The sequence below is a fragment of the Paenibacillus antibioticophila genome (assembly GCF_000455265.1).
GTDB lineage: Bacteria > Bacillota > Bacilli > Paenibacillales > Paenibacillaceae > Fontibacillus > Fontibacillus antibioticophila.
On the sequence record NZ_HG005141.1, the window covers coordinates 596,426 to 623,031 of the forward strand.

A 26,606-nucleotide genomic window follows, 5' to 3' on the forward strand; every position below is an offset into this window, starting at 1 on the left:
TCCCCCTCCTTGTTTATCCCTCGTTGCGGCCCTCCACTTCTTGCTCCGAAGCGGCCTCCTCCTCGGCAAGCAGCACTTTGCTCAGCCACATCGGCGGCTTGCCGCGCAGCATTTCCAGCAGCCTGCCGATTTGTTCCTCGATCGGAACGCCGGGCGGCACCTTTACCGGCATCATTTTCCGCCGTGTCACACGCGCCGCGGCCGAGGCTCCGATTTGCATCAGGAACACCAGCGTGCAATCGGCGATCAGGGATATCCGCACATCGATTTTTCCCGTTTCATCCGAGGAAATTTGCGTGGGAACGGTCCGGTTTTCGATAAACCTGGCGTCCCCGGGGCGGACTTCATAGACAGCAAACATCGGGCTGTGTCCGAAATGGGCGTTCACATGAACGCCGTCATCCGTGGCAAACGCTACGCGCATGCTGGTTCTCCTCCCTTCGAATTAGCCGGTTGCCCGCTTTATTGATCAGATCCAGCGTCCCGCGATATCCCACCGTCAGGGACATGTAGGCTCCAAGCTCGTCGAGAACCGGAAAACCCATCGTCATAAACGCCGCGCCGCAGTGTTCGGCCCCGCTTTTTCCGTGCGAATTGCTGATCCAGAGGTCCGCCCCGGCCGCCAGCCGCTCGGCATCTTCCAAATCGCCGATCCAGATTTCCTCGTCCCGCCGCTGCAAAGACGGCGTCTCACAGGAGGCGACCAGACCTTGAAGTCCGACGCCCATCTCCTTCAGCCAGGAGACCACCGAAACGAGGTGATCCGGCTCCAGGGCAACGACCGCCGTCACTCCGGCATAATTGAAATGGGCGTCCAACATGCCGTCGAGCAGATTTTCCCGCTGCCAGCGATAACGCCAAGGGACGGGTTCCCCGCTGAATTCCTGCAGAAAATAAAAAAATTCGTCGCTGGCCGCAAGACCCGATACGCCGTCGAACACCCGGTAAGGAATGCCCGCCGCATTTTGCAGTCTTCGAGCGGGACGCTCCATGCTGGAGCCGATGGCAATCGTCAGCTCCGAGCGGAACATTTGCCGGGCGGAATCCAGCGGCACCCCACCGCGGGTGAGCGGCGAAAAGCCGGTCAGCAGATGCCCTGACAACGAGGTGGACACATCGGGCAGGGCGATGACCTCCAGTCCGAACGAAGCGATCGTTTCTTTAAGCTCCATCACGTCCACTGCTGTCAGAAAAGAACCGGGCAGCAAATTCACCTGGCGTTTTACCGGCCGTTGCGATTTGCGCCCCGCCTGCTCCAGCAGCCCGTCGATAGTCGACTCGACCATCGCGCCGTACCCCGTCTCCAGGGAACCGCGGTAATCGGGCAGCGCACAGGTGACCAGCAGCGTGTCGCGGAGATTGCGCTTGCGCTGGAACGTTTTGATTCTTCCGGCGTAATCCGCGCCCGACGCCTCCGTGAGCGCGGTGCTAATGACACCTACGCAGTCCGGGCGATGCTTCGCCAGCACCGTCTCAAGCGCCTCCTCCAAATTCCGGTCGGCATCGAAAATCACGTCCATCTCCTGCAGCGCGGTTGTCTGCACTGCGATTGGCTCGCGGTAATGCCGCGTCAGCAGCGTTTTCGCAAACGCGGTGCAGCCCTGCGCCCCGTGGATGATCGGCAGCGAACGGTAGATGCCCTGCAGCGCCAGCACTCCGCCGAGAGGCTGGCCGATTTTCAAGGGATTGCAGCTTAACGGCTTGTTTGTTTGGTTAATCGTCATCATGTCCCTCCCTTTCCCAAGGAGCCGGCGTCCGCACCAGGTTCCACACAGGATGCTCAAGAGCAAACGCCACCTGCTTCGCAAGGCGGATTAACCCGTCATAACCCGCAAACGCGGTATGCCGTTCCTGGTTAATGTCCACGAATGGAATTTGCTCCTTTAAGGCCATGTACATGTTACGTCCGCCGGCGATGACCAGGTCGGCCTTGCGTTCGCGCACCGTTTTTAGGATGCGCCCGGCTCCCCCTTCGGAAATGTATACCGCGTCGTCTCCGACACGTTCGGCAATCCGGGCGATCTCTCCGTCGGTGCTTTTATTCGTCCCGACGCCAACCACCTTGATCCCGAGCTCCTGCAGCGCGGAGATCACCGACCAGCTTTTGACGCCGCCGGTATACAGCACCGCCCGTTTGCCTTTGAGCTGTTTGCGAAGCGGCGCCAGCTCGTGCATCACGCGGGCTTCCTCATGCTCGACCAGGCGGTCGACGCGCCGCTCCACCTCCCGGCTGCCCAGCAGGTAGGCTAGCTGCCGTAAGGAATAACTCGTTTCCTTAGCCCCGTAAAACGAGCCCTCGAAATACGGAATCCCGTATTTTCGCTCCATTTTGACCCCGAGGCCCAGCAGCGCCCGGCTGCACACGATCATATTGACTTTGGCCCGGTGCGCTTCGGCAATTTCCTTAAATCTTCCGTCCCCCGTTATTTTGGCATGAATGTGAATGCCGGCCTGATTCAGCAGCTGTTCAATATCCCAGATTTCGCCGGCGATGTTGTATTCGCCGATCAGATTCACGGCCGTGTCTAGGACTTCGACAGGTTCTGCGGTGCCGATCACATATTGAAGGAGCGCCTCCCCGGCCAGGCGGGTGCCTAAGTTTTTACTGCCGACAAATCCGGGGCTGTTGACGGGAATGCAGGCGATTCCCAGCTCGGCGGCCGCCCGCTTGCATACCGCATCGATGTCTTCTCCCGTAAGCGCCGAGACGCAGGTTGAATATACAAAAACTGCTGACGGCGAAAATTGCTTCGCGATGTATTCGATTGCCGCGCGCAATTTTTTCTCTCCGCCGAAAATGATGTCATGTTCGCCCAAATCGGTCGTAAAGCCGTACGCCGACAACCGGGGGCCGCTCGACAAGCTGCCCCTTGTCCCCCAGCTGTTCCCGGCGCATGCGCTGGGACCGTGAACCAGATGCGCCGCGTCCGCGATCGGGACAAGTGTAATTTGCGCTCCGTCAAACGAACAGCCGCCCGCCGCTTCACCGGGTTTGGGCCTTGGACACAGCTTGCTTTGCGGTTCCTCTTTGCCGCAGGAATCACCCATTCCGGCATAACCTGTCATACTGATCGCTTCCATCCGTTCTGATCCCTCCTGCTATCCGAAATGTTCCTGTCCCGGCATCCCGGCGAATAACCGTTTGACCCTGTGCGTTAACGCACAAGGTCAAAGCTGTGGGCCGGAGCGTCTTCATCCAACCGCTCTAGCACCGTATTTACGAATAAGGTCAGCAAATTTAAGGTACCTTGATATCCGATGATCGGATAGCGCTGCAGATGATGCCTGTCGAATATCGGAAAGCCCACCCGGAGCAGCGGCACCCCGGCTTCTTTGGCCGCGTATTTCAGATGGCTGCTGCCGATGGCCAGATCGACCGGCTCATTAAACAATAGGGAGCGCAGATGCCAAAGATCGCGGTCGATATGCACTTTACCCTCCGCGCCGTAAGGGCTGGACGATAAAGCCAAGCTTGCCTCCTGTGCGAATTCGGCGTCACCGTTGGAGCAAACGATATGAACCGGCTCCATCCCCAGTTCCAGACAAAAGCCGATCAAGCCCAAAAGCAGGTCCGGGTCTCCGGCCATCGCCACCCGCTTACCGTGCAGATAATTGTGGGAATCGGTTATCGCGTCGACCACCCGGGCCCGTTCCTGCAGCAGCGCTTCCGGGACCGGCCTGCCGCTCAATTCGCCGATCGTTTCGAGCAGACGGTCGGTGGCCGCGACCCCTAGCGGCGTGTGCAGCGACTGGACCGGATGCCCCCAAGCCTCCCCGATATATTCCGCCGTTTTGCGCAGGCTGTATTTTTGCAGCGCCAGCGTTCCCTGCGCATTCGCCGCGTCCGGCACATCGGCCAGCCGGGTTCCGCCGTAATAATACGCATAAGTTCCGTCCGCTCCGGAATCGAAATTGCCGCTGTGATCGCCCAGCACGGTGTAGTCCGCCCCGAACAGCTCCAGAATGCGCCTAAGTTCGGAGAAGTTGCCGGTATACGGCTCGAATCCAAGCAGAACATTCAGCTTGCCGCTGCTGGCCGGATCGGCGGCTTGCCCTGAGGAACGTTCGTACAGATAACTAAGAATTGCCTTCAGCATGTTGTCATAGCCGGTAATATGGGAGCCGGAAAAGCTGGGCGTATTGGCAAAAGGAATCGGCATCCCCTCCGGGAGCACGCCTTCCTTCCGGGCGTTGCCGATAAAGGCCGACAAATCGTCCCCGATCACCTCGGCCATGCAGGTCGTGCTCATTGCGATCATTTCGGGTTTGTAGAGCGCGACGCTTGTCTCCAGCCCGTCGATCAAATTGCGCATCCCGCCGAACACGGCGCCGTCCTCCGTCATCGACGAGGACACCGCGGGAACCGGCTCTTTGAAGTGGCGGGCAAAATGGCTGCGAAAATAAGCGGTGCAGCCCTGCGAGCCATGGATGAACGGCAGCGTTTTTTCAAAGCCCAAAGCGGCCATCATCGCGCCGAGCGGCTGGCAAGCTTTCGCCGGGTTCACAACCACCGCCTGGCGGGCAAAGTTTTTGTCCATATACTCCTGCGACCTGGTAAATACCGCGGTCTGCAGCACCTCTTCCTCCGGGCAGGCGTTTTCGAACTCGCGTTTCCCTTCCCGCTGCCGGACGTATTTTTCGCTGGCGAACAGCTTGTTATGGTCCAGAATCGTCTCCGGTTCGCTCATGCCGTCACCTCCTTTTTCTGCCGGGATTTCACCAATTTCCATACCGGGCTGTTGACGGCCATATCCATGTCCCGAGCAAACACCTTAAACCCGTCAAATCCATGATAAGGGCCGCTGTAATCCCAGGAATGCATTTGCCGGAACGGGATACCCATTTTGTGGTATACGTATTTTTCCTTCACGCCCGCGCCCATCAGATCGATATCAAGCCGCTGGGCGATCTCCTCCAGTTCGTACGAGCCCGGATCGTCCATCAGGATCGTCGCTTGTTTCAGCTCGGGGATCGTTTTTAAATAATCGTCCTTGTGGGCGAATTCATAACCGGTCGCCACGATTTCCATACCCAGGTCCTCGTAGGCGCCGATGGTATGCCGAGCCCGCAAGCCGCCGATCAAGAGCATGACCTTCTTGCCGTCGAGGCGCGGACGGTATTTGGCGATTACCGCATCCATTTCGTCCTTATAGCGGGCGATTACTTTTTCGCAATTCTCCTGGATCGTCTCATCGAAAAAGGCCGCGATCTCGCGCAAGCTTTCGATCGTTTTGGTTGGACCGAAGAAGTTGTACTCCAAGGACGGGATTCCGTACTCATTCTCCATCACTTCGCACATATAGTTCATCGAGCGGAAGCAATGGATGAGGTTCAGCTTTGCTTTATGAGCAGTCATGATCTCCTGGAGCGTGCCGTCGCCGGACCATTGCCCGATAACGCGCAGACCCATCTCCTCCAGCAAAATCCGCGACGCCCAGGCGTCCCCGCCGATATTGTAATCGCCGATAACGTTGACATCGTAAGGGCCGCACTCCTTCAGCTCCGCCCGACCCATCAGAAAGTCGCGGATGGCGTCATTGGCGATATGATGCCCGAGCGACTGACTGACACCGCGGAAGCCTTCGCAGCGGACCGGCACGATGGGAATGCCCAGTTCCTTGCTCATTTTTTTGGCCACAGCTTCGATATCGTCGCCGATCAGGCCGACCGGGCATTCCGACTGGATGGTAATTCCTTTGGCCAGCGGAAACATCTCCTTGATTTCCCGGCAAATGAGCTCCAGCTTTTTGTCCCCGCCAAACACGATATCCGTTTCCTGAAAATCGCTGGTCACCTGCATGGCCGTAAAATTGTTGATGCCCAGCATGCCGCTGGCATAATTCCGCCGCGTGCCCCAGCTGTATTGGCCGCAGCCGATCGGCCCATGGCTGATGTGGACCATATCCTTGATCGGCCCCCATACCACGCCTTTGGAGCCGGCGTAGGCGCAGCCGCGAATCGTCATCACGCCCGGACGCGACTTGACGTTGGATTTGATGGCGCATTTACTGCAATCCTGCTTGTTGTCCTCCTCCATGACTTCGTAGTGGCGTATGCGCTCTTTTTTCGCCTTTTCCGGGAAAATCTCCAGGATCTCCTCGATGAGTTGTCTCTTTTGGATCACGTCCGTCGTTCCCATTCTCCAACCTCCCGCTCCTTTATTTATCTCTTAATCTGGAGTCAGCCGCACGGCCGTGCTTAAAGCGCGGTTTTCATCCGCTTCATGGCCTCTTCCTCGTTTTCGATCACCCCGAACTCCATCAGCAGGTCCTCCAGCTCCTCCATGCTGATCGGCGTCGGAATCGTCAGCCTGTCGTTGTGCAGAATTTTGTCGGCCAATTTCTCGTATTCGTCGGCTTGGGAATGGCTTTCGTTATACTGGGTGACGGTCATTCTCCGCAGCTCGGCATGCTGCACCACGTTATCCCGCGGCACGAAATGAATCATCTGTGTGTTCAGGCGGCGGGCAAGCTCAGTGATCAGCTCATCCTCGCGGTCCGTGTTCCGGCTGTTACAGATTAATCCCCCAAGACGGACGCCTCCGCTGTTGGCGTATTTCAAAATGCCGCGCGCAATGTTGTTGGCAGCGTACATGGCCATCATTTCGCCGGAGCAGACGATGTAGATTTCCTCCGCTTTCTTCTCGCGGATCGGCATGGCGAAACCGCCGCAAACAACATCGCCGAGCACATCGTACGAAACGAAGTCCAACCCTTCATAGGCGCCTTCCTCCTCAAGGAAATTGATCGCCGTTATTATGCCGCGCCCCGCACAGCCGACGCCCGGCTCCGGACCGCCGCATTCCACGCACTGGATGCCGCCGAACCCTTCCTGGACGACGTCCGCCAGCTCCAAATCCTCGACCGATCCCCGCTCCGCCGCCAAATGCAAAACGGTTTGCTGCGCTTTCGTGTTCAGGATCAGCCGGGTGGAGTCCGCTTTCGGGTCACAGCCGACAATCATAATTTGTTGATTGAATTTTTTGGCCAACTGGGCCAGCGTGTTTTGCGAAGTCGTCGATTTACCGATTCCGCCTTTTCCGTAAAATGCGATTTGTCTCATAGGAATGACCTCCATTTGGGAAATTTGATTTTAGTTGAAAAAATAGCGACGGGATGAGTTAACGTGTTACGTGCCTGCGAGCGGGTTTGCGGGGGCTTCGGGCCGCGGACGCAGGTAACGGTCATATTTGGCATGCTGCAAAATCAGCTCTTCGATATGCCCGGGTTTGACTACCGGAATGATGCCAGCCGCCTTCAGTTTAGCTTCGGGTACTTTACCGATGCCCGCCGAAAAAAGCACCGAACAATCGCTTAAGCTGGCGATAATTTCCCGCAGCGTCGCCGCCTTGTCCCCGTTGCAGTTTGCTTTGCCGTGACAATAAGCCTGCACTTTGCGAATCCCGAGGAAGGTGACGTTCTGTCCGTCGGTCTCATACACCATAAATTCCTTGGCATGGCCGAAATGCAGGTTGACCCGGCCCTCGCCCCGGGAGGCGACCGCTGCGCGCAGCCTGTAGCCGGCAGCTTCCGCGGGTGCTCCCGAAGCGGTGGCCGCCGGGCAAGCACACTTGCTCCCGGGCTTTCGTCCGGCAGCCGCTTTCGCCGCTTGGCGTTCCTCCAGACGCTTCACCTTCTCCTCCAGATCGGCTTGCAGCCGCTCCCGCGCTGCCGGATCAATCGGCGGCGCCGACGCGAGCTTCTCCCACGTAAAGTCACCACTGCGGTCCTCGCCGAGCAGGCCGATGGCATCGGCGCGGCACTGCCGGCAATGCCTCATGATCTGCGCCCCCGCCCCGCCGCAAGCTTCTTGGACGGCGTGCAGCAGCTTCGGCGGCGGCGCCGCGCGTCCTTCCTGTTCATAACGGCTGCCCGGAGCGATAATCAAAGGCATAATGTTGTGCATAAAAGCCCCCAAGCGCTTAACCATACCAGCCAGAACCGGCATATGCTCGTCATTGACGTCCGGGATCAGCACGGAGTTGACTTTGACCAGCACCCCCTTGTCGCTTAAGGCTTTCAGCCCAAGCAACTGGCGGGAGATAAGCAAGCTGGCCGCTTCTCTGCCTTCATATTTGCGGCCCGATTCTTCGTCATATACCCAGCCGTAAATTTGGCTGCCGATGTCCGGATCGACCGCATTAATCGTGATCGTGACATGGGCAATGCCAAGTTCAACGATTTGATCAAGGTATTTCATCAAGTTCAGGCCGTTTGTGCTCAAGCAAAGCGTGACATCCGGAACGTCGCTGCGGATTCGGCGGAACGTATCGAACGTCTTATCCGGATTGGCCAGAGGATCGCCCGGACCGGCAATGCCGACGACGGACAATTGCAGAAGCTGAGCGGCAACGCCCGCCGCTTTGCGGGCCGCTTCTTCCGGAGTCAGCAGCTCGCTGACGACGCCGGGCCTGCTCTCGTTAACGCAGTCAAACTTCCGGTTGCAATAATGGCACCCGATATTGCAAGCCGGGGCCACCGGTACGTGCATCCGCGCGAAATAACGGTGCGCAGCTTCGCTGTAGCAGGGGTGCCTGGCGACATCCCCATTCACGAATGAACTGGCGGCTTCACTTGCGGAATCCATGCGCCCCTCTCCTTTCCTTTCCTTTCCTTCATTGTCAGCTTTCCAAATCAACGGGCCCGAATAATTTGAATAAACTGTAAAAATTTATTTATATCATAGTTTCACGTCAAGACTGCGTCAATTAACATATCACCAAATTCTGCCGATTTTGCGTTTAGTTAACAAATCGGTCAAAAATCGCGTCATATTAATTAACACATAAATCACATGGATCCGATTACATTTCGAATTCTCAATTGCCGAGAAACCGCCAAATCCAGCAGGCATATCAGGACCACCTGTCCAACGGGTGGTTTGCTCTTGGGGTATAACCCCCTGTTGCCAAACTGCGCCTAAAGACGCTGTGCTGGAAATGATTGGGTAATCAAGCTCATTTAAGCCTATTGTGGCTGATCGCTGGATCACCTTGTCGATGAATTATATAAAGTGCAATTAAAATCTCGCCATTTATAAATTTCACAGATTTAAGTGTACCCCCTACAGCTAAATGCCTGTTTTTTTCAGAGTAGCTGAGTCTTTTACGAATCTAACTGCACTCTATGCAGCTATGTTTAAATGCAGAGCCCAAGTTCAGAAATCAGGTGTACCTTTTACACTTAAACCGCAACCCTAGGTTCAATATAAACTGGAGCAATAATCTTGTTGGTTCAACCTTTGTTCCCCCAGCCGCATAACGGGTGTTTTTTTGTTTCGCGCGTTTCACGCACTCAACCAGCTAAAGCCTACAAAAACAAAAAAGAACAGCCTGCGGCTGTCCTCTTTGGCTGTCTGTCCTAGAAGCATGTGAACGAGCTAATCCGATTCAAATCAATGCCGAAGTACCCCCAGAAGAACCCGAACCATCTGAACCCTGCAACCGAATTAGGCCCGACGAATACCGGAAAGAACCAGAATTGCTCGCCATTGTTCAGCCAAATGTATGTGTTGCGGAACAGGCAGCCTCTGATCGCACCGGGGTCGATGGCAAATGCAGTGGCCGACATTTGCGGCACGAATTGCGGCGGGGGAGCTGTCGGCGCTTGAACGCCTCCCGGTGCACCCCCCGGAAATCCCCCTGGCCCACCCGGTCCGCCGGGTCCGCTCGGGAATCCCGGAAATCCTCCGCCGGTACCCGGAAATGGAAAAAGTCCCATATGTGATCGCTCCCTTCAATGAATAGGCATAATCATCATATGCACCGGCGGAAAGGGAGTGACGCCTAGGTGCTGGTTTCTCGGGTCATTTATTTCAGGTCCAAGCCCAAAAGAATCCGTCGCGGTCCCAAGCAATTCGGCCTCCGTGAAGCTTGCGAAAAGCCTTCTTCACCTCTTTCGACAGCGAGGAATTTCCGTTCTCATTCACGAATACGAATTGTTCGCCGAAATGGGTCTTCACATATTCAATCGCATCGGTCTGGTATAGCGACCCTCTAAACCTGATCTCCTTGACCATCCATTCTGCTACTTCCTGCGCAGTTACTTCCATTGGATTATGCTCCTTTTCACTCGCTTATTGCCATTGCCCGACCTCAGCCAAGCATACGTTGATTACGACTAAGGTCTGAAGGGCTTGTACATTTTGCATACCGGTCTCGTCTCATCCCGGCAGCCCGAGCAGCCAACGATGAGCTTCGGTGAATAACGGTCCCCATGTCGATTCATGATGCGTTCCGCCTAGTATGAAGTCGCAGCGGATTTGGCTGTCTTTTACTCCTGCAGCAAGCAGTGTTTGTCTTACCAGCTCAACGTGTTCATGGGCAGTCCGATTAAAGTCGGCATTATCGGTCTCCAATTCTCCGATGCTTAGGTAGAGGCGCAGCGCAGGAGAACTAACCGACCGCTGAATCAGTTGAATCATGGCACCCTGGTCTTGCCACATCACGAATGAAATGCCGCTGACCCTGCCAAATCGATCCGGAAAACGGAGGGCCGTGTAGAGCGAAATATATGCGCCGAACGAGCTTCCCCCAATCATCGTATGCTCCGGTCCAGGACATGTGCGGTAGCAACTGTCGATATGAGGCTTGAGCGTCTCCGCAAGGAACTCGGCATAGGCGCCGCCTTTGCCTCCGAAGCCATACTCCGAATTTATGGCGAAGTTATACTCATTATTACGCTCATTGTCTCCATGATCTATCGCAACCACAATAACCTCGAGCTCAGGCTCATGGACTGTCATGTGCTCCAACGTCTCATCGACGCCCCATTCGTTTCCCCAAGATGTCGCTTGATCGAATACATTTTGCCCATCATGCATATAGAGGACAGGATAACGGCGAGTACCTTCATGATAGCTTCTCGGCAGATAGATCCACACCCTGCGCGTTGTCTGCAGCTGAGGAATCGGAAAAGCTTGAATCACCCTGACATCACCGGTAATGGTATGCAGCTTATCGCCAGGCAGAACGTCTCTCCAAGGCAAGGCAGTAGTCTTCGTCATGAAACATTCTCCTATGATTGTATTTACATGAATCTTAACGTGCAGCCCCATGGAAAGCAATACTCGTTAACCTTAGCAGAATTGCGCTGTACCTTGCCAAGCCGGTTCATGCGAAGGACCTCTGATTAAAATACCGTCACTTGCTCACTTTTTTAGCGTACTATTCTTCACATGCAATAGGACTTTACAATGATAAGCTTGATAATGTATGTCTTATTCCACTTTGGGAGGTAATAAAGTGAGCAAGTACGACGAAGCCATGAAGCTGCTGGAAGATCAAGCGGGCAACAAGGACGGTCTGATCACGCTGTCCACCATCGCGCTGGAACCGGGGGCCAATGGCAAATGCCGTCCCGCCGCCCGCATTGTGGACGCCTATTATGAGGACGGCGCGTTCTACACCGTTACCTATGCGACCTCAAACAAGATGCAGCAGATCGCCCAAAACCCCGAAGTGGCCGTTTGTATCATTGTCGAGAACTTTACGGCCGATGGTATCGGCGAAAACCTGGGCTGGGTGTGTGACGAGAAAAACGCGGAGATAATGACAAAGCTGCGCAAAATATTCGCCGCATGGTATTACGAAGCCAATAACGACGAAGACCCTAACACCTGCCTACTGCGCATACGCCTGACAAAGGGCCTGTGGAATGACGCCCACAAAGGGATCAGAAATGAGATTGATTTTATCAATAAGACAGCTAATTAAGTGGTAAAAAAGAAACGGCACCTCTCATGATCTGGGTGTCGTTTCAATTTGAAATTTATTTTCATTTACAATATCACTCTACTATGATCTGTTGAGTTGAATCCATGCCTTCCCAAACCTTCCCGGTAGACAGATGGTGTTCAATTTCTATGGAGTTGTCTACTTTGGTGTACTTGATCTCAAAAGCCTGTCCTATTTCAATCAACATCGGATAGTTATTATAAGGGAGAACATTTTCCGTCAACGTCAGATCCTTGAGGTCCTCGTAAGCGCCCTCTAGTCGCCAAAATTCTCGATAAGCATAATCCTTGAACCCGGTCAAATCCTGTTTTCCAAAATAAGCTGCCTCGTATTTCTTCCCCCGCAAGGTAATGTAATCGACTCTTAGGGGCTCAATATCTCTAAAAACCCAGCTCAAATCCTCAGAAGAAAGGCTGTCTCCATAATGCTCTTGTAGTTGATTAGCCATACTAGGGACGGATTGAGTGTGGTAATCCATTCCATCAAGCCCGGTATGTGCTACGCCGTAAATACCCATGATGCTCTCGCCGTCCAACTTTTCAAATTCGCGGATAAAGTTTTCGGTCATCTTATTTTCCCGATATACATCGTCCTCTTTGCTGTAATACAAACGACCTTGCTGGATCGCTTCAGCAGTTAGAGTATATTGCTCCGATTCAGTCAGATCGTTTGCTTCAAGGTAAGATAAGAAGCGAATTCCAGTACTAGCATATTGATGTCCGACATCTGTGCCGTGAAAAATAGTCTCCGGACACTCCTTTTTTATTTTTTTGAAGAACGTCTTGGTATGTGGAGTATGAGCCGCTGTCCCCTCCCAGTCCTTATAGATGGCCTCCAAAATATCATCATTATCCGCTTGCATCCATAGATTTAAATACTCGGCAGTATAATAGGGATGCTCGACGAACAAATGTCTCATGCCTTCATTCTGATAATAATCAGACCACAATTCAAATTCTTTATCCATAATCTTAGCCTCGGCATGTATTTCACCGTACAGATAGATATGGCTGGATGCCTGTGTCATCACAGTTGTATCCTTGATCGGTTGTCCAGACTTATTTGCTGTCTTACTCACGGAAGAGCTGTCGCAAGCCGCAAGTACAACAATCAGTGCAAGCAGTAAAAAGTTAACAATCAACATTTTCACCTTGGCCAAATAGATTCGCCGGTTGTCATTCATAGAAAGAAATCACCTTTCACGTTTAGTTTCTGTCTTATTATTAAGTATTTTATAAATAGCTTGTAATTAATTTCCATGATCTTTTACATACAAACTGCTTGTGAGTTAGAGGGCGTTGTATAAGGTTCGGGGAAAAAATTTTAATTTACGGGATAGCCTTACAGTAATTTACTACGCGAAGTATAATGGAAATAATGACTCATTAATTAGGAGGGTATTCCTTGGATAACAATTACAAAGACCCGCAATACGGATTTTCTCCGCCAAATCAATCTTACGTTCCGGCACAGGCGAAGACGAGCGGCAAAGCAATTACCTCTTTAATACTAGGTATCGTATCCTTAATTACTTTGCCGTTAGGAGAAGGAATCATATTCCTTGGAACCATTGGCTTCTTCAGCGGTATCGTTGCGATTGTGTTATCGTCTTTAGCGTTTAAAGAAATCAAGCGAGTACAGGTGCGAGGACGCGGTATGGCCATTGCAGGATTGGTATGCGGAATCGTCGCGACGGCTCTCAATGTATTTGCTTTTGTTATCTCGTTTGTGATTGGCTTTATGAGTGCAATGAATAATGCGTAGACACCATCCAAAGGCGCCCGATAGGCGCCTTTATGCCAAATATTCAATTTTGCATTCATTATAGGAAAAGGCCGCCAAGATGGCAGCCAGTAATTCGAATTACGCCTTTCTTCTAACTGGGATCCAAACTTCGCAAATCGAATCCGTTTGGCTTTCGTCCGTCCAGCTATACTTCTCTAAACACGGTCCTTCAACCTGCTCGAAGCTCGCTGACGGAAACCACTCCGAGTAAATACGTTTCCAGACATTTAGAACTTCAAGGCCCAATTCTTCATTCTCAGGCGCTTTCTCACGGCTATCAAATACGGCATAAGTCTGGACAGGGATAGCCAACACCTTAAATTCAGGGCGGACCGCATTTTCGTCCGGCAGAACGGCCCCAAAGAGATAACGTCTGGTTCCATCTTCTCTAAAATCGTAGTGATAGCCGTTCAGCAAGGCGTCGCTTTCTCTGCCTGCCGACTCATTAATCCGTGCAGTCGTGCCGTTCTTCCAAATTTCCTCCACGAAGGCCGGTATCTCCGTAAATGCGTCTTTCTTAATAATGACTTCTTTGCCAATGACCTTAAATGCCTGTTCTTCAACGATACGATAGTTCATTTCAGTCTCTCCTTTAATCTGAATTTGAAAGGAGATCCGAGGAAACGCCTTGAGCTTCACGTTCTTTTTCTTCGCCGCAAGCGGCGTTACGCCATGGATCCGTTGAAAGGCTTTGGCGAATGCCTCCGGGCTTTCGTAACCATACTTCAGGGCAATATCGACGACTTTGCCGTCCGTGCCTGCCAATTCTTCCGCCGCTAACGTAAGTCGACGATTGCGGATATATTCGGTCACCGTAAAGCCCGTCAATACATGAAACATTCGCTGAAAATGATACTTAGATGACATCGCAGCTCTAGCCACGTCCTCGATTTTGATGTCCGCTTGCAAATTCTCTTCCATGTAATCAATCGCCTGCCGAAGTAATCGAAGTGCCTCCACTCGCTTCCAACTCCTTTCTGTTTTCAGTTTAGAAGAAGCTCCGAATAGATTCCTGTCCGCGGATGCTTTGTTTTGTCTGAGAAGCTTGCCTTATTTAGAATACGGCTCAGTACATTGTCTGTAACGGTAATTATTGCTTCTCCAGCAAACTCAGCTCTTCTTCAATCCGACTTACGTCAATGCGCTCGAACAAAAGCTCTAACTTTTGAACTTGTAAGTCAGCCGGAACAAAGATTAACTGCCAGCTTGGTTTTTCAAGCGTAAGGAAGGTTCTTATTTTCTCACAAGAGAAAGGAATGAAGGGCTCAAGCAAATTGGCGAGATTGGCTATCAGCTGAACACATGAATATAGTGTGCGTCCGCATGCCTCTCGGCTTTCCTTGATTTGCACCCAAGGCTTTTGTTCATCAAAATATTTGTTCGCTTGACGAACGTAGGTAAAGATCAACTCAATGGCTTCTTTTAGACGACCGTCTTCAATTAGGACGCCGGCATCTCGATACAAATCTTCAGTTGCCCTTGTCCATTCCTCACTAAGCTCTCCTGAAGGAATACGTCCTCCAAAGGCTTTGTCGATAAAGGCCAACGTTCGATTGACAAAATTTCCGAACGCACCAAGCAGCTCCCCATTGTGACTGTGAATGAATTCCCTCCATGAAAAATCAGTATCCCGCTTCTCCGGCCCATTTGCAATCAGAAAGTAGCGTATGGAATCCGGTTGATACCTCTTCAGAATGTCAGGCACCCAGACTGCCCAGTTACGACTTGTTGAGAACTTTTTCCCTTCTAGTGTCATGTACTCACATGAGAGGATTCGATCCGGCAAATGCAGCCCTCCAACTCCCAAGAGCAGGGCAGGCCAAATCAGGGTGTGAAAAGGGATGTTGTCCTTTCCATGAACATAGTAAGCGGTCAGATCCTTCTCTTCGTCCAGCCAAAAGGATTCCCAACTGCTGCCAGTCTGACTTGCCCATTGCTTGCTTGCGGAAAGGTAACCACTGACAGCTTCAACCCAGACATAGATTTTCTTTTCGTTGAATCCTTCAACCGGGACGTCAATGCCCCACGTTAAATCTCTAGTCGCCGCCCGATCCTGAAGCCCCTCCTCCAAGTATCTCCGTGTCAAATGGACCGCATTTTCTTTCCATCCTTGGGCCTTTTCTGCGTATTCAGTCAGTGCAGTCTGGAATCGAGACAGTGCAAGGTAAAAGTGCTCCGTTGGCCGCTCGATAGGAGGATTTCCACAAATTTTGCATGTCTTTTCTGATAAGTCTGCCGGATCAAGTATTGTTGAACAAAAATCACATTGATCCCCTCGGGCACGATGACCGCAAACAGGGCAATTCCCTTCAACGTATCGATCCGGCAAGAATCTTTGATCGGTCTCACAATACGTCTGCAGAACGGTCTTTTTATATAGATGACCATTTTCCAGAAGCTTCAGAAACAATTCCTGGACGACACGATGATGAAATTCCTGATCGGTACGCGTGTACAAATCATAAGTAAAGCCCATACGATCAAAGCACTCGACAAATTCCCGATGATATCGATCCGCGATATCACTTGGCGAGACTCCCTCCTGAATCGCTTGAACCGCTACAGGGGTTCCATGACAATCGCTGCCCGACACATACAAAACTTCATCTCCCTTTGCACGGAAATAACGTGCCACGACATCCCCCGGTAATACACTTGCCAATCGTCCCAAATGCAATGAACCGTTCGCATACGGCCATGCCCCGCCAATAAATACCTTTGCCATGAGATTCCCTCCTCATTTTTGCACACAAAAAAACCCTCATCCCAAAGGGACGAGAGTTGTGCTCACGTGGTACCACCCAATTTCATCAAATGCCTCACGGCATTCACCTCTTCAGGTACGACGCTGTTCGCGTGTATACCCTAGCACAGTAACGGGTGCGGGTTCCGGCGCAGCCTACAACCACATGAGGTTTCGATGCGCAGCTCTGAGACCATATTCCCTTAGCTATTCTTTACTCCTTTTCAGCTACCGGAGCTCTCTGTAAAAAAGACGTCACCAAGGTACTCTTTCTCTTCTTAGCTTTTGAGCATATTCAAGTTACTGGAAATTATAATGAATGTCGTTTCTAAAGTCAAGGTAGCTCACATGGTACTAATGTCAATGACGAATCTGTATTTCACATCAGAAGATAACACTCGTTCATAAGCCTCATCAATTTGATCTGCCGAGATCACTTCAATTTTAGGAACAATGTCGTGTTGGGCACAGAAATCTAACATTTCCTGCGTCTGGCGGATGCCCCCTATCATGGAAGCTGCGAATGAACGTCTCCGACTGCTAAGAGCGAACACCTGGACCGATAAAGGCTCTCCCGGTGCACCCACGATAACCAGGGTACCATCAAGAGTCAACAGTGAGAAATAAGCGTTAATATCAATATTGGCACTTACTGTGTTTATGATTAAGTCGAAGTGGCCGGCAAGCTTGTTAAATGTCTCCGGATCATTTGTTGCATAATAGTAATCCGCACCAAATCGCAAGCCATCCTCCTTTTTATTCAAGGTTTGTGACAGGACGGTAACTTCTGCTCCCATAGCATGTGCGATTTTTACCGCCATATGCCCTAGACCGCCCATACCTACTACGGCTACTTTTTTACCTGGGCCTGCTCCCCAATGCTTTAGCGGAGAATAGGTCGTAATGCCAGCGCAAAGCAACGGTGCTGCCACGTCAAGCTCAATATGATCCGGAATCCGCAGTACGAAATCTTCCTCTACGACAATGTGAGTAGAATAGCCTCCTTGTGTAGGCTCGCCGTATTGATCCACACCCGCATAGGTTGGTATATTTCCTTTGAGACAATATTGTTCTTCTCCATTACGGCAGTTCTCACACTCGCCACAGGAACCAACCATACATCCTACGCCTACCCGGTCACTCACCTTGTACTTTGATACATTAGGGCCTACAGCAGTAACAACCCCGGCAATCTCGTGTCCAGGCACGAGCGGGTAGTTAACCGGACCCCATTCTCCATGAGCAGTATGAATGTCGGAATGGCAGATGCCCGCATATTTAATTTCAATCAGAACATCATGGGAATCAAGATCACGTCTTTTAATCTCAGCAGCTCGAAACGATTTGTCCGGACCATCTACAGCTCTTGCTTTTGCAGTTATCATAAAAATAATACCTCCTAATAAATTTTTCTAAAGAAATAGGCCTATTCAGCATCATATCCCTTAGAGTTAACTCTAGGTCAAATGGGAATTATAATGACTTTGATATCCGGCAAACACCGTGATACACTTTCCTTATACTTAGAGTTAGCTCGAGGTTTATATCGAAGTGAAAGGAAGACATATGATGAAAGCCTATTCGATCAGCGAAGTCGCCCAAGCATTGAATCTGACAGCATATACCTTGCGTTACTATGACAAAGAGGGGCTGATGCCTTTTGTAGAACGCGCTCCCAGCGGAACGAGAATATTTAAGGAATCCGATATCGAAGCTTTAAAAATTGTTGAATGTCTAAAATCAACCGGGATGCCCATTAAGGAGATTAAGAACTTCATTGATTGGTGCTCAGAGGGGGATTCCACGTTACAGCAAAGATATGACATGTTCATGGAACGAAAAGCTACGGTAGAGGCACAAATGGAAGAACTGAAGAAAACCATGGAGCTGATCGAGCATAAATGCTCATATTACAAGACTGCATTAAATGCAGGGACGGAAAGTATTCACAAGAAAAGTTTTAAAGATGACTCTGAACCAGAATGATACGGTACCCGGTCTGCGAGCTGCGGTTCTGTGTAAATAAAAAACGGAGACAGCTATATTTAGCCGACTCCGTTTTTATTCTGTTTAGCTATTTGTGCTCCTAGTTTTCAGTTGCCTTTACAGGCTCCATCAAAATCAATATAGTGACATTCCTGCAGAACATCCTCCGCATCCGGCATTGTCCAAAACTGAGTGCGCTCCATGTCGGTAATCGTCTCCTGATTAAACGGAGTAACGTCTGCCATCATAACCTGAGCCGGCAGCTCTCCCTCCTGATAGGCTACTTTATAAGCCTCTACGGCAAACGACGACAATGCGTCGTCTGGCGACACAGTATCCGTGTTCCCGCATCGTGTTTCTAACGCGTTCGCTCTCCATTTCTCCCTACCACTCCGTTCGTATGTCGTTCCCTCTACTTTAGAGTACGCCGCACGATTCATGCAAGTTGGGCCAGGAAATTGATTCTAAAGTCCGATTTATACTTTATGAAGTAAGGAATCGAGAATATCTGGGTTATCGTATGAAGTTGCAGCGTATTACTTAAAGCCGCAATATGATTCCACTAAATTAGAAATAATTAGCCAAACGATCATGCGATCTAATCCAACGTATAAATTGTGACTGCTTGAATCTCAGAAAACCAGTTCACCTTCGCATCCACTGCTTCGCCGATAAACCGTAATGGAACGTAGGTGCTGCCCTTGATGGTAGAAGGGGCTACTGTCAGTTTCTTCTGCTTGCCATTGATCTCAGCAGTAGTTGAACCTACTTTAAGCTTGATAGACGTACCCGATTTACTTCCCGTGGTCGTTTGGGTTTTTGAATCCCAGTCAACCTTCAATCCCAATGCTTCGAAAATAGCGCGGAACGGAACAAGTACAGATCCATTTTGCTTGATGGGTGGGACTTGGAATGTAACGATCTCCCCATTCAGCAGCACCATGATTTCGTCAGGATCTGAAGGTGATACCGGTTGTTCATCTTCATCTTTAAACACTTTGACGCCTTTGGCAGCGAGTTCAATCAGAATTTTCTCTGCACTCCCATTCAGAGGGTTATTGCTGAGTGAAACCTCTTTGAGCTTCGGAAGACTTGTTAAGACGCTGATATCTTGGACTTGATTATTCTCAAAGTATAAATGTTCCAGTTCCGGGTGATCTCTTAGAGGTTCAAGAGACGGGATTTGATTATTGCTTATGTCCAGCCAATTCAGTTTGACTAAGGATTGGATCGGTGACAGATCCTTAAGCTGATTATGGCCGATTAACAAGTCCGTTAAATGGGTTAATCCCGCTATTGCATCAAGCTTCTCGATGTTGTTCGAATCGATAATGAGCTGCTCCAGTTGGGATAACTCTTTTAGCGGCTCAATTTGAGTGATTTGATTGTCATTCAGAGCTAGAAAGGTGACTTTATGCAGATTTTTAAGCGGTTCAATATTGGTAATTCCAAGATCCGGGAGCATCAGGCTCTCTACATTAACAGCATGCTCTAGTCCGCTTAAACTGCTAATTTTCTGCTCTGGACCATTGAGATAGAGCGACGTCATGGTTTGTAGATCCTCTTTGGTAATGGGGCCAGTCAGCTTCTTTAGCTCGACTCTAATCGCTTGTTCCAAATTTTTGTCTGAGATCAGGGAGGTCTCTGCAAATGCGGATGAAATAGAAACGATGCTTAGCAAGAAAGCAAGTACAGTGATTAATTGAAGTTTGATCAGTTTACGCAAAATGGGTTCACTCCTCGAATTGTCGTAATGACTACATTCGTCATTTGTGAACTTTTCCCTTTATAAAAAAAAGTTTCGGGCAGGCTACTGCGTAGCCCAAGCCATAAATTCACTAAGGGTTCCGTTAATATTCATCAGCTTCTCATCTCCTCCTGAATGCTCTCGGCATAATTTGAACCCCCAGCAGCTTCCGTATATGATAAACCATATGAGGATTTATACAACAGGAGGTTGGGTTACAGTGGCAGTCTTAATGAACGAACAAATTCGAGCGTCCGAGGTAATGCTTACCCGACTGAGCGGTGAGGCCATCGGCATTGTCACCAGAGAGGAGGCGCTGGCTATGGCCCGGTCCAAAAAGGTTGATCTGGTCTGCACCTCACTGATGAGCAGTCCCCCGCCCTGCAGCCTGATGGCTAAAGGCAAAGTGAAAGCAACAGCACAGAAAGAGTCAGCGACTGCACGCAAATCAGGTAAAAGTCAGCAAGCTGGCGGTAATGGTAGACAAGAAAAGGTCAAGGAGCTGCGCTTCACCGCTCATATCGAACAGCATGATTACGACACGAAGTTACGGCAAGCGGATAAGCATCTGCGCTCTGGCAAGCCAGTACAGCTTGTAGTTAAGGCCTCCGGCGCGAAGGAGGGAGCAGCAGCCAAGAAAGTGCTGGAGCAACTATTGAGTGAACTTAAGGAAGTCGGAAGTAAGGAAACAGGCATTCAGACAAGTGGAAAAGGCTCTCAGGTAACACTCAGACCGCGCTAAAGGGCAGGGCTCTTTAAAGCAGCTTAATCAGATCTTCCAGCTCATCTAGCAATACTTTTGTAAGTTCAAAGTTATTGTCTTTTAATGCCAATTCTATTTTCATTTCAACTGATTTTTTATTCTGCTCGATTTCTAAATAATCTCTATTAAAATGACTGGCATAGATCATCTGTCTGAATTTGCGCATACTCATTCTTCTAATCTTCTTATCGTCAATGAGTAAAACATAATCCATACCGTTTACAACAGAATAGAAATCATGCGAAATCATAAGAATTGCACCTTTGTAGTCTTGAATGGCTTTCTCCAGTGCGATCTGTGTATAGATGTCTAAATGGCTTGTTGGTTCATCAAGAAGCAGTACGTTTGCTTGACTGGCAGAAACTTTAGCGATTTGAAGCATATTTTTCTCTCCACCGGATAGAGATTTGATCTTTTGATTCAGGATTTCTCCTTCAAAGCCGTAGTCTGAAAGATACGATCTAATCTCATCATAAGCGTTAAATCCGGCATCGATGAATTCATCCAGTATGGTATTCGAATCCTTTAACGTTTCACCTTGGTGTTGAGATAAATAAGCCACTTTCATATCGGTATTTATTTCAATTGAATCATGATTATTTTTGAAGATGTCTCGGAGTAAAGTCGTTTTTCCGGTACCGTTCGCACCGATAATGGCTACTTTATCTGTCGATTTTATTTCAAAGTTAACTTCGTGTAAAAGCAGCTCATCAAAGGCAGCACGATAATGATTGACCTTTACAACCATGGTGTCTTCCATTTCATGATCTATACCAAAGCTAATATTCGGCTGCTTAATATCAACAAACGGCGCTTTAATTCTACGCGCTTCCAGTCTTTCTTGGAGCTTGACTCTGGCTTTTAACGCTCGGCCTCCGGACGGGTCTGCAACATTCGTTGCGATCTCTCTAAGATTATCGATGAGGTGATCGTATCGCTCGATTTCTTCGGCCTCGGCGACCGCGATTTCTTGCAGCTCGATCTTGGTCTGAAGCAGCGAGAAGTTATAATCGATATACCGCCCATCAAACTCTTGGAGCTCCATGTTTTCGAGGTGGATGATTTTATTGAAGCAATGATTCAACAGATAGCGGTTGTGCGTAACAACCAGCAGGATTCCCTTGTGGGAATTAATGAGTTTTTTAAGCGCATTTAGGTTCTCAAAGTCTAAAAATACATCGGGTTCGTCCATAATCATTAAGTCTGGACTACTAAGCATCTCTTTCATCACTTGAATGAGCTTGAGTTCCCCACCACTTAAATCGGATACCCTTTGATCTTTTAGCTTCATGAGGTTTGCTAGATTTAGCTTCTTATTTATACTGCTTTCAAAATCATCGCCACCCATAGATTGAAATGCATCTAAAGCCAGTTGATACTTCTCCAGTAACGAGTCCAAATCCGATGATGTTTCCATTTCCGTACAAATCGATGTAATTTCATTTTGCAGCTTAATAAATTCTTCTCCTATATATTCAAAAACGGTTGTTTCTTGAGCTTTGTCTACTTGCGGGAACTGACTGACATGTCCGATTCTGCAATTTGGGTCTATCTCTAATCTGCCCTCAAACAAATATCTTTCCGGATCCATCAGTATATCGATCAGTGTGCTTTTCCCACTGCCGCTTGTTCCTATAAAAGCGCAATGCTGTCCCTCTTCAAGCGTAAAAGAAATATCTTTATATAGTTCTTTTTGCGGAAACGAAAAGGATAAGTGATCAACTTTTATCATCGTGTTACCTTTCTTTATAGCTAAATTTTGAGCTTGCCGCTTCTCAGAGTAACACGGTTTACCACTAAAGTTCAATTCAGTTATAGATCTTACCTACACATAGAATAAGGCCACCAAAATGGCAGCCTCTCGCCTAATTAGAGCGTCTCAATGAATTTCTGAATCCTTGAGTGGGAAATTAAATATACAGGACCCAATATTTCTATTTTCCGTCCTTTACACGCATAGCGCTCTCCTGGTTCTGCCGCATGAACATAAATCTCTTCAGACAAGGGAAACAGGTAGCCTTGAGCAAATGTGGCTTAGTCGCGTTTAGAATGACTTTCATAGGCAAAATGATCAAAGCCAATACCATCGTAAATAGTTACCTGTTTCAGCTTCGTAGCCCGTGCTATCCAAGCTTAACCATTTTGCAGACATATTCAAAGCATCGGCGCTGGCACCCATTACAACCGCATTGCTGTCCTTAATAACATTCAGTAATTCATATTCTGCCAAAAAATCGTTCTGCTGAACAGGGTCTCCCCCGCATAAAAAAATGACAGAAGCGTTCTGATTGAATCGCCGGGCCTCTTCCTTCTGCATGGGGTAATCAATGGAATAATATTCATGGTTAGCTTGAGTTAACCATGTCCATTCAGAAATATCATCAAAGTTAATTGGCTCACCTTCGTAACCAGATGGTTGAGCGCTAATCATAACAAGCGATTTTCTGTCTTGGATATCCTCATGTAACCACTTAACCAGCTTCTCTGGAAAATCAACATGTTACACAAACTGTAAAATATATGGATCATTTTCCTTCTTGATAGTAATATAGAACTAGGAAAATCATATTAGGAGGTAGGAACATGGCTAGATGCACAGCTCCAGTAAATGGACATCGCTCAGCAAGTGCCCGTGCCAACTGCCCAGCGTGCGGTGGAAGTTATGGCCGCTATAGTGGCTACAGGACGTACTCGCCCCCGTCTTACTCCCCGTCCCCGACAAGTGGGGGAGGCAGAAGCAGCGGCGGAGGTTCCAGCCGCAGTTCAAAGCCGCGCTGGTCGGGAGCAGGTTCATCCGTTTGGTACACGCCTGAACAAGTTAGGGCACTCACACCAGTCCGCAACAGCGTCGAAAACTTGGCAAATCGACCTGACCTTCGGGATGTCTTCCTTTGCCATGCGTGGGATGACCGGCAGGGGGTCGCTAAGGAGTTGCACGATCTGCTTGAGTCACGTGGTGTCTCCGTCTGGTTCAGCGAGAAGGACGTTGGCCTCGGCGTGCCGTTGCTACGTGCCATCGACAAGGGCTTGGCGAACTCGCGAGTCGGGATTGTGCTGGTTACCCCTGCGCTTCTACGCCGACTTCCAAAAGAGGGCATCGCCGACAAAGAGCTTTCGGCACTCCTCGCCCGAGATCAGCTCGTTCCGATTGTACACGAGACAACGTATGAAGCTCTCCGAGAAATCAGTCCCTTGCTCGGATCACGAAGTGGCCTGGACACTGCTGAAGAGCCTATGGCAGACGTCGCGGCCAAGCTCGCAGAGCTAGTAGCCCTCTAAGCTCTGTTTGCCTACCTGAGCAACGGCAATAGGGTCCTCTGCAAGACAAAAGTAACAAAGCAAAGCCACATGAAGGACAGGCACAAAGTTGCCGGCATCTAGCTCGAGTATGACCTGATAGTCCAAAAGCATTTTTTTGAGCTGGCCCCATCCGCCAAACTAGCGGAGGGGCTTTTGCTTTCCGCGAGCAAAGCCCCTTCAAGGTACCGCCTCTTTCTGTGATCCCAAAAAGCTCGCGGAGGCCCCTTTGCGTCGACTTTGCCAATCGTGGTCAATCCCAAACCCATGCCCGACAAAGCCCTTTTCCAAGCCTGCTGCGCGTTTTTCCCAAAAAACTTGCCGTTACTTATGATACGGTTCAGCATATCACTGATAGGGCGAAATTTTAATCGATAAATAAATCTCTCATAGTCCTTCGAACCTTCATTTCCAGTTAATCCAATTACGATTTTTTCGTAATTAATGAGCATGATAAAGTCTAAATCCCACTGAAACGTGGTATAATTGAGATAATATCAAAAAAATCTAGTGAGGATGATCTTCATGCTTGTTATGTTTCGCTTTAAAAACTTTTCATCCTTTCGGGATGAAGTCATTCTTGATCTTCGTGCTTCTTCGTATACGCAACATCCGTCTCATGTTATAAAGAATACACCATTCAGTTTGCTAAAGACACTGGCTATCTACGGGCCTAATGCAAGTGGCAAATCAAACTTAATCAGTGCCATGCACTGGTTTGAACAGATTATTTTCAGTCATTTATTTCAAGATACCTCAGGAGACGAGAATAACGAGGGAATTGAGTCAATTAGAAAACTGCCGCCCATACGCCCCTTCCTGTTATCCGAGCAGATCGACTCCCGTATTGAATTTGAAATGGTTTTTGTACATCAAGATCAAGTATTCCAATATGGATTTTCCTTGAAAGACAGCAACATCTTATCGGAATGGCTCAGTGTTAACAATCATTCGGTTTTTGAACGTGATCAGTCAACGGGCATCACTTTCGGCCAAAAGTTTAAGGCGCAGTTACGCTCTTTCACCAAATACCGTGAAGACCGTCTGTATCTTTCTGTTCTTGATTATTTTGCAACAGATGATGTTAAAAAGCTCATCGACAGTTTTAAAGACTTCTTCCGAAGCCGATTCAATGTCCATTTTGAGCTCATTTTTGAATCAAGTATTAAAGGAACTGTACATGCCATTCCGCACTCTCCAAGGCTCTTGAAGGACGATGCATTCCGTTCTAAAGTGGCAGAATACATTCGTTCCATTGATGTTGGAATAGAAAATATCGTGATTGAAACAGAAGAGGTATTTGACGAGCAAAAAGGCAAAAAAATAAAGCGACCGCTTATTAAAACGATTCATCCCATCTTTAATTTAAATGGCGATCAAGTGGGCACCAAATCATTCGATCTTGCTCAGGAGTCATCGGGTACTTTGCGATTTCTTTCATTTATACAGGAAGTCCTGATCTTGCTTGAGCGCGGGGGCGTTTTTGTTATTGACGAGCTTTCGGCACGGTTGCATCCTTTGCTGACCAAATTCATCGTGGATCTTTTTCAATCAGACCGAAACACGAATCATGCGCAACTGATCTTCACGACTCACGATACGTCGATATTAAATAAAGAGCAGTTCCGCCGCGATGAGATTTTATTTGTTGACAAGAATGAGCTCGGAGTCTCCTCCCTATATTCGCTAGCGGATCTAAAAATGGTCAGGCAAGATGCTACTTACCACAAAGATTACTTTAGTGGAAAGTACGGTGCAATCCCGATTCTCCAGACTTCGTTTCCAGAGAATCGGAGGTGATGGTCATCGCTCGCTTAAACCCGTTTTTACCTAGACAAGTGGAGACACGACCGAGTCATTTAGGAAAAGTACTGCTCTTTTGCGAAGGGCAGACTGAAGTTATTTATTTTGAGTATTTTGCTGAAATTATTCAAAAAAACCGCAACAAGTACGCTCACTTGGATATCGAATCTATTCCGGCAAATGGCAATGCACAACAGGTATTAAACTTTGCTGAAAGCTTTCTTCTTGATAAAGTCAACATGCAGAAATATTCCTTATATGAGAAGCACCTGGTATTCGACTGCGATGCACCACGTGAGATTGAAAAGGTCCTTCGTGACATGCTCGCATCAACCAATGATTATACGCTATCTCTAACAAACTTATTGTTTGAAACGTGGCTGTTAATGCATTTCGAGCAAGTAGAACCTGAGTACTCCAATTCGAAGAGAGTCATCGGGGAAAGGTTATCTTATGCATTAGGACGGGAATACACAAAAGCGGATTCAGGACTCATCCGCCAAATCATTGGAAATGGCGACACATTGAGAAATGCAATTAGGCATGCTCATGTACTTGAAGAAAGATACTCTCAGAAAGAATTAGTTTATGAGACGGACATTCGCCAAATGAATCCCTTCACAACTGTTCACCTATTAATGGAGCGAATATTATTGGAAATGAGCAGTAGTGAATAGATTAACTCATTATCAAATATAGGCATCTCTGGAACACAAAGTGATGCCTATATTTGTACTTGTACTGTGTT

At 49.1% G+C, this 26,606-nt stretch carries 25 protein-coding genes and 1 other annotated feature; of the genes, 7 read left to right on the forward strand and 18 right to left on the reverse strand.

Annotated elements, in window-relative coordinates:
- Positions 1-13: 13 nt before the first annotated feature.
- The 10 genes from TX85_RS19735 to TX85_RS19780 form a co-directional block, all read right to left on the reverse strand.
- Positions 14-424: a NifB/NifX family molybdenum-iron cluster-binding protein gene (locus TX85_RS19735; RefSeq protein ID WP_044481472.1), complete on the reverse strand. Its 411-nt coding sequence runs from the start codon at positions 422-424 to the stop codon at positions 14-16.
- Positions 399-1,724 (reverse strand): nitrogenase iron-molybdenum cofactor biosynthesis protein NifN, encoded by a 1,326-nt coding sequence (gene nifN, locus TX85_RS19740; protein WP_049895091.1) that lies wholly within the window; start codon positions 1,722-1,724, stop codon positions 399-401. The genes TX85_RS19735 and nifN overlap by 26 nt, the downstream gene beginning before the upstream one ends.
- Positions 1,714-3,081, reverse strand: a complete 1,368-nt coding sequence (gene nifE / locus TX85_RS19745; RefSeq protein ID WP_044481474.1) for a nitrogenase iron-molybdenum cofactor biosynthesis protein NifE — start codon at positions 3,079-3,081, stop codon at positions 1,714-1,716. Before nifE ends, nifN begins: the two co-directional genes overlap by 11 nt.
- A gap of 74 nt (positions 3,082-3,155) precedes the next feature.
- Positions 3,156-4,688, reverse strand: coding sequence for a nitrogenase molybdenum-iron protein subunit beta (nifK, locus tag TX85_RS19750; protein ID WP_044481475.1), 1,533 nt, complete (start codon positions 4,686-4,688; stop codon positions 3,156-3,158).
- A complete protein-coding gene (gene nifD, locus TX85_RS19755; RefSeq protein WP_044481476.1) occupies positions 4,685-6,139 on the reverse strand; it encodes a nitrogenase molybdenum-iron protein alpha chain in 1,455 nt (484 codons plus the stop codon). The genes nifK and nifD overlap by 4 nt, the downstream gene beginning before the upstream one ends.
- 59 nt (positions 6,140-6,198) lie before the next feature.
- On the reverse strand, positions 6,199-7,062 hold the full coding sequence (gene nifH / locus TX85_RS19760; RefSeq protein WP_044481478.1) for a nitrogenase iron protein: 864 nt from the start codon (positions 7,060-7,062) through the stop codon (positions 6,199-6,201).
- 66 nt (positions 7,063-7,128) lie between these two features.
- A complete protein-coding gene (gene nifB, locus TX85_RS19765) occupies positions 7,129-8,586 on the reverse strand; it encodes a nitrogenase cofactor biosynthesis protein NifB (protein WP_044481479.1) in 1,458 nt (485 codons plus the stop codon).
- Positions 8,587-9,359: 773 nt separating this feature from the next.
- Complete coding sequence (locus TX85_RS19770) at positions 9,360-9,719, reverse strand: hypothetical protein (protein ID WP_044481481.1); 360 nt, start codon at positions 9,717-9,719, stop codon at positions 9,360-9,362.
- Between the two features lie 94 nt (positions 9,720-9,813).
- Positions 9,814-10,050, reverse strand: a complete 237-nt coding sequence (locus TX85_RS19775; RefSeq protein ID WP_044481482.1) for a DUF6953 family protein — start codon at positions 10,048-10,050, stop codon at positions 9,814-9,816.
- 111 nt (positions 10,051-10,161) lie between these two features.
- Positions 10,162-11,004, reverse strand: coding sequence for an alpha/beta hydrolase (locus TX85_RS19780; protein WP_044481483.1), 843 nt, complete (start codon positions 11,002-11,004; stop codon positions 10,162-10,164).
- A 238-nt stretch (positions 11,005-11,242) separates the two neighbouring features.
- Here TX85_RS19780 and TX85_RS19785 point away from each other — a divergent pair, with 238 nt between their 5' ends.
- Complete coding sequence (locus TX85_RS19785; RefSeq protein ID WP_044481484.1) at positions 11,243-11,713, forward strand: pyridoxamine 5'-phosphate oxidase family protein; 471 nt, start codon at positions 11,243-11,245, stop codon at positions 11,711-11,713.
- A gap of 73 nt (positions 11,714-11,786) precedes the next feature.
- On the opposite strand, the gene TX85_RS19790 is transcribed toward TX85_RS19785, so the two are convergent.
- Positions 11,787-12,917, reverse strand: a complete 1,131-nt coding sequence (locus TX85_RS19790; protein ID WP_187375179.1) for a hypothetical protein — start codon at positions 12,915-12,917, stop codon at positions 11,787-11,789.
- A gap of 221 nt (positions 12,918-13,138) precedes the next feature.
- On the opposite strand from TX85_RS19790, the gene TX85_RS19795 reads away from it, so the two are divergent.
- Positions 13,139-13,498 (forward strand): DUF4190 domain-containing protein, encoded by a 360-nt coding sequence (locus TX85_RS19795; protein WP_044481485.1) that lies wholly within the window; start codon positions 13,139-13,141, stop codon positions 13,496-13,498.
- Positions 13,499-13,597: 99 nt separating this feature from the next.
- On the opposite strand, the gene TX85_RS19800 is transcribed toward TX85_RS19795, so the two are convergent.
- The 3 genes from TX85_RS19800 to TX85_RS19810 all read right to left on the reverse strand — a co-directional run bounded on the left by TX85_RS19800 (position 13,598) and on the right by TX85_RS19810 (position 17,647).
- Positions 13,598-14,479 (reverse strand): AraC family transcriptional regulator, encoded by an 882-nt coding sequence (locus TX85_RS19800; protein ID WP_044481486.1) that lies wholly within the window; start codon positions 14,477-14,479, stop codon positions 13,598-13,600.
- A gap of 130 nt (positions 14,480-14,609) precedes the next feature.
- Complete coding sequence (gene metG / locus TX85_RS19805) at positions 14,610-16,244, reverse strand: methionine--tRNA ligase (protein WP_044481487.1); 1,635 nt, start codon at positions 16,242-16,244, stop codon at positions 14,610-14,612.
- Positions 16,245-16,286: 42 nt separating this feature from the next.
- Positions 16,287-16,551: a binding site (T-box leader), on the reverse strand.
- A gap of 55 nt (positions 16,552-16,606) precedes the next feature.
- Positions 16,607-17,647 (reverse strand): NAD(P)-dependent alcohol dehydrogenase, encoded by a 1,041-nt coding sequence (locus tag TX85_RS19810; RefSeq protein ID WP_044481489.1) that lies wholly within the window; start codon positions 17,645-17,647, stop codon positions 16,607-16,609.
- Positions 17,648-17,831: 184 nt separating this feature from the next.
- Between TX85_RS19810 and TX85_RS19815 the strand changes: the two genes are divergently transcribed.
- Positions 17,832-18,248, forward strand: coding sequence for a MerR family transcriptional regulator (locus TX85_RS19815; RefSeq protein WP_044481490.1), 417 nt, complete (start codon positions 17,832-17,834; stop codon positions 18,246-18,248).
- A 107-nt stretch (positions 18,249-18,355) separates the two neighbouring features.
- Here the strand turns inward: TX85_RS19815 and TX85_RS19820 are convergent, their stop codons facing one another.
- Entirely contained in the window at positions 18,356-18,580 is a 225-nt protein-coding gene (locus tag TX85_RS19820) for a hypothetical protein (RefSeq protein ID WP_044481492.1), read from the reverse strand.
- 266 nt (positions 18,581-18,846) lie between these two features.
- A complete protein-coding gene (locus TX85_RS19825) occupies positions 18,847-19,974 on the reverse strand; it encodes a stalk domain-containing protein (RefSeq protein WP_049895092.1) in 1,128 nt (375 codons plus the stop codon).
- Positions 19,975-20,215: 241 nt separating this feature from the next.
- On the opposite strand from TX85_RS19825, the gene infC reads away from it, so the two are divergent.
- Complete coding sequence (infC, locus tag TX85_RS19830; RefSeq protein WP_044481493.1) at positions 20,216-20,737, forward strand: translation initiation factor IF-3; 522 nt, start codon at positions 20,216-20,218, stop codon at positions 20,735-20,737.
- Positions 20,738-20,750: 13 nt separating this feature from the next.
- On the opposite strand, the gene TX85_RS19835 is transcribed toward infC, so the two are convergent.
- Both TX85_RS19835 and TX85_RS28095 read right to left on the reverse strand, forming a co-directional pair.
- Complete coding sequence (locus TX85_RS19835) at positions 20,751-22,490, reverse strand: ABC-F family ATP-binding cassette domain-containing protein (protein WP_044481495.1); 1,740 nt, start codon at positions 22,488-22,490, stop codon at positions 20,751-20,753.
- A 339-nt stretch (positions 22,491-22,829) separates the two neighbouring features.
- Positions 22,830-23,189, reverse strand: a complete 360-nt coding sequence (locus TX85_RS28095) for a type 1 glutamine amidotransferase family protein (RefSeq protein ID WP_316244900.1) — start codon at positions 23,187-23,189, stop codon at positions 22,830-22,832.
- A gap of 152 nt (positions 23,190-23,341) precedes the next feature.
- Between TX85_RS28095 and TX85_RS28000 the strand changes: the two genes are divergently transcribed.
- The 3 genes from TX85_RS28000 to TX85_RS19860 all read left to right on the forward strand — a co-directional run bounded on the left by TX85_RS28000 (position 23,342) and on the right by TX85_RS19860 (position 26,535).
- A complete protein-coding gene (locus tag TX85_RS28000; protein ID WP_044481496.1) occupies positions 23,342-24,037 on the forward strand; it encodes a toll/interleukin-1 receptor domain-containing protein in 696 nt (231 codons plus the stop codon).
- 543 nt (positions 24,038-24,580) lie between these two features.
- On the forward strand, positions 24,581-25,855 hold the full coding sequence (locus TX85_RS25485) for an AAA family ATPase (RefSeq protein ID WP_049895094.1): 1,275 nt from the start codon (positions 24,581-24,583) through the stop codon (positions 25,853-25,855).
- The gene (locus tag TX85_RS19860; RefSeq protein WP_044481498.1) at positions 25,855-26,535 is read left to right on the forward strand and encodes an RloB family protein; all 681 of its coding nucleotides are present in this window, start codon (positions 25,855-25,857) and stop codon (positions 26,533-26,535) included. Before TX85_RS25485 ends, TX85_RS19860 begins: the two co-directional genes overlap by 1 nt.
- Positions 26,536-26,606: the final 71 nt, after the last annotated feature.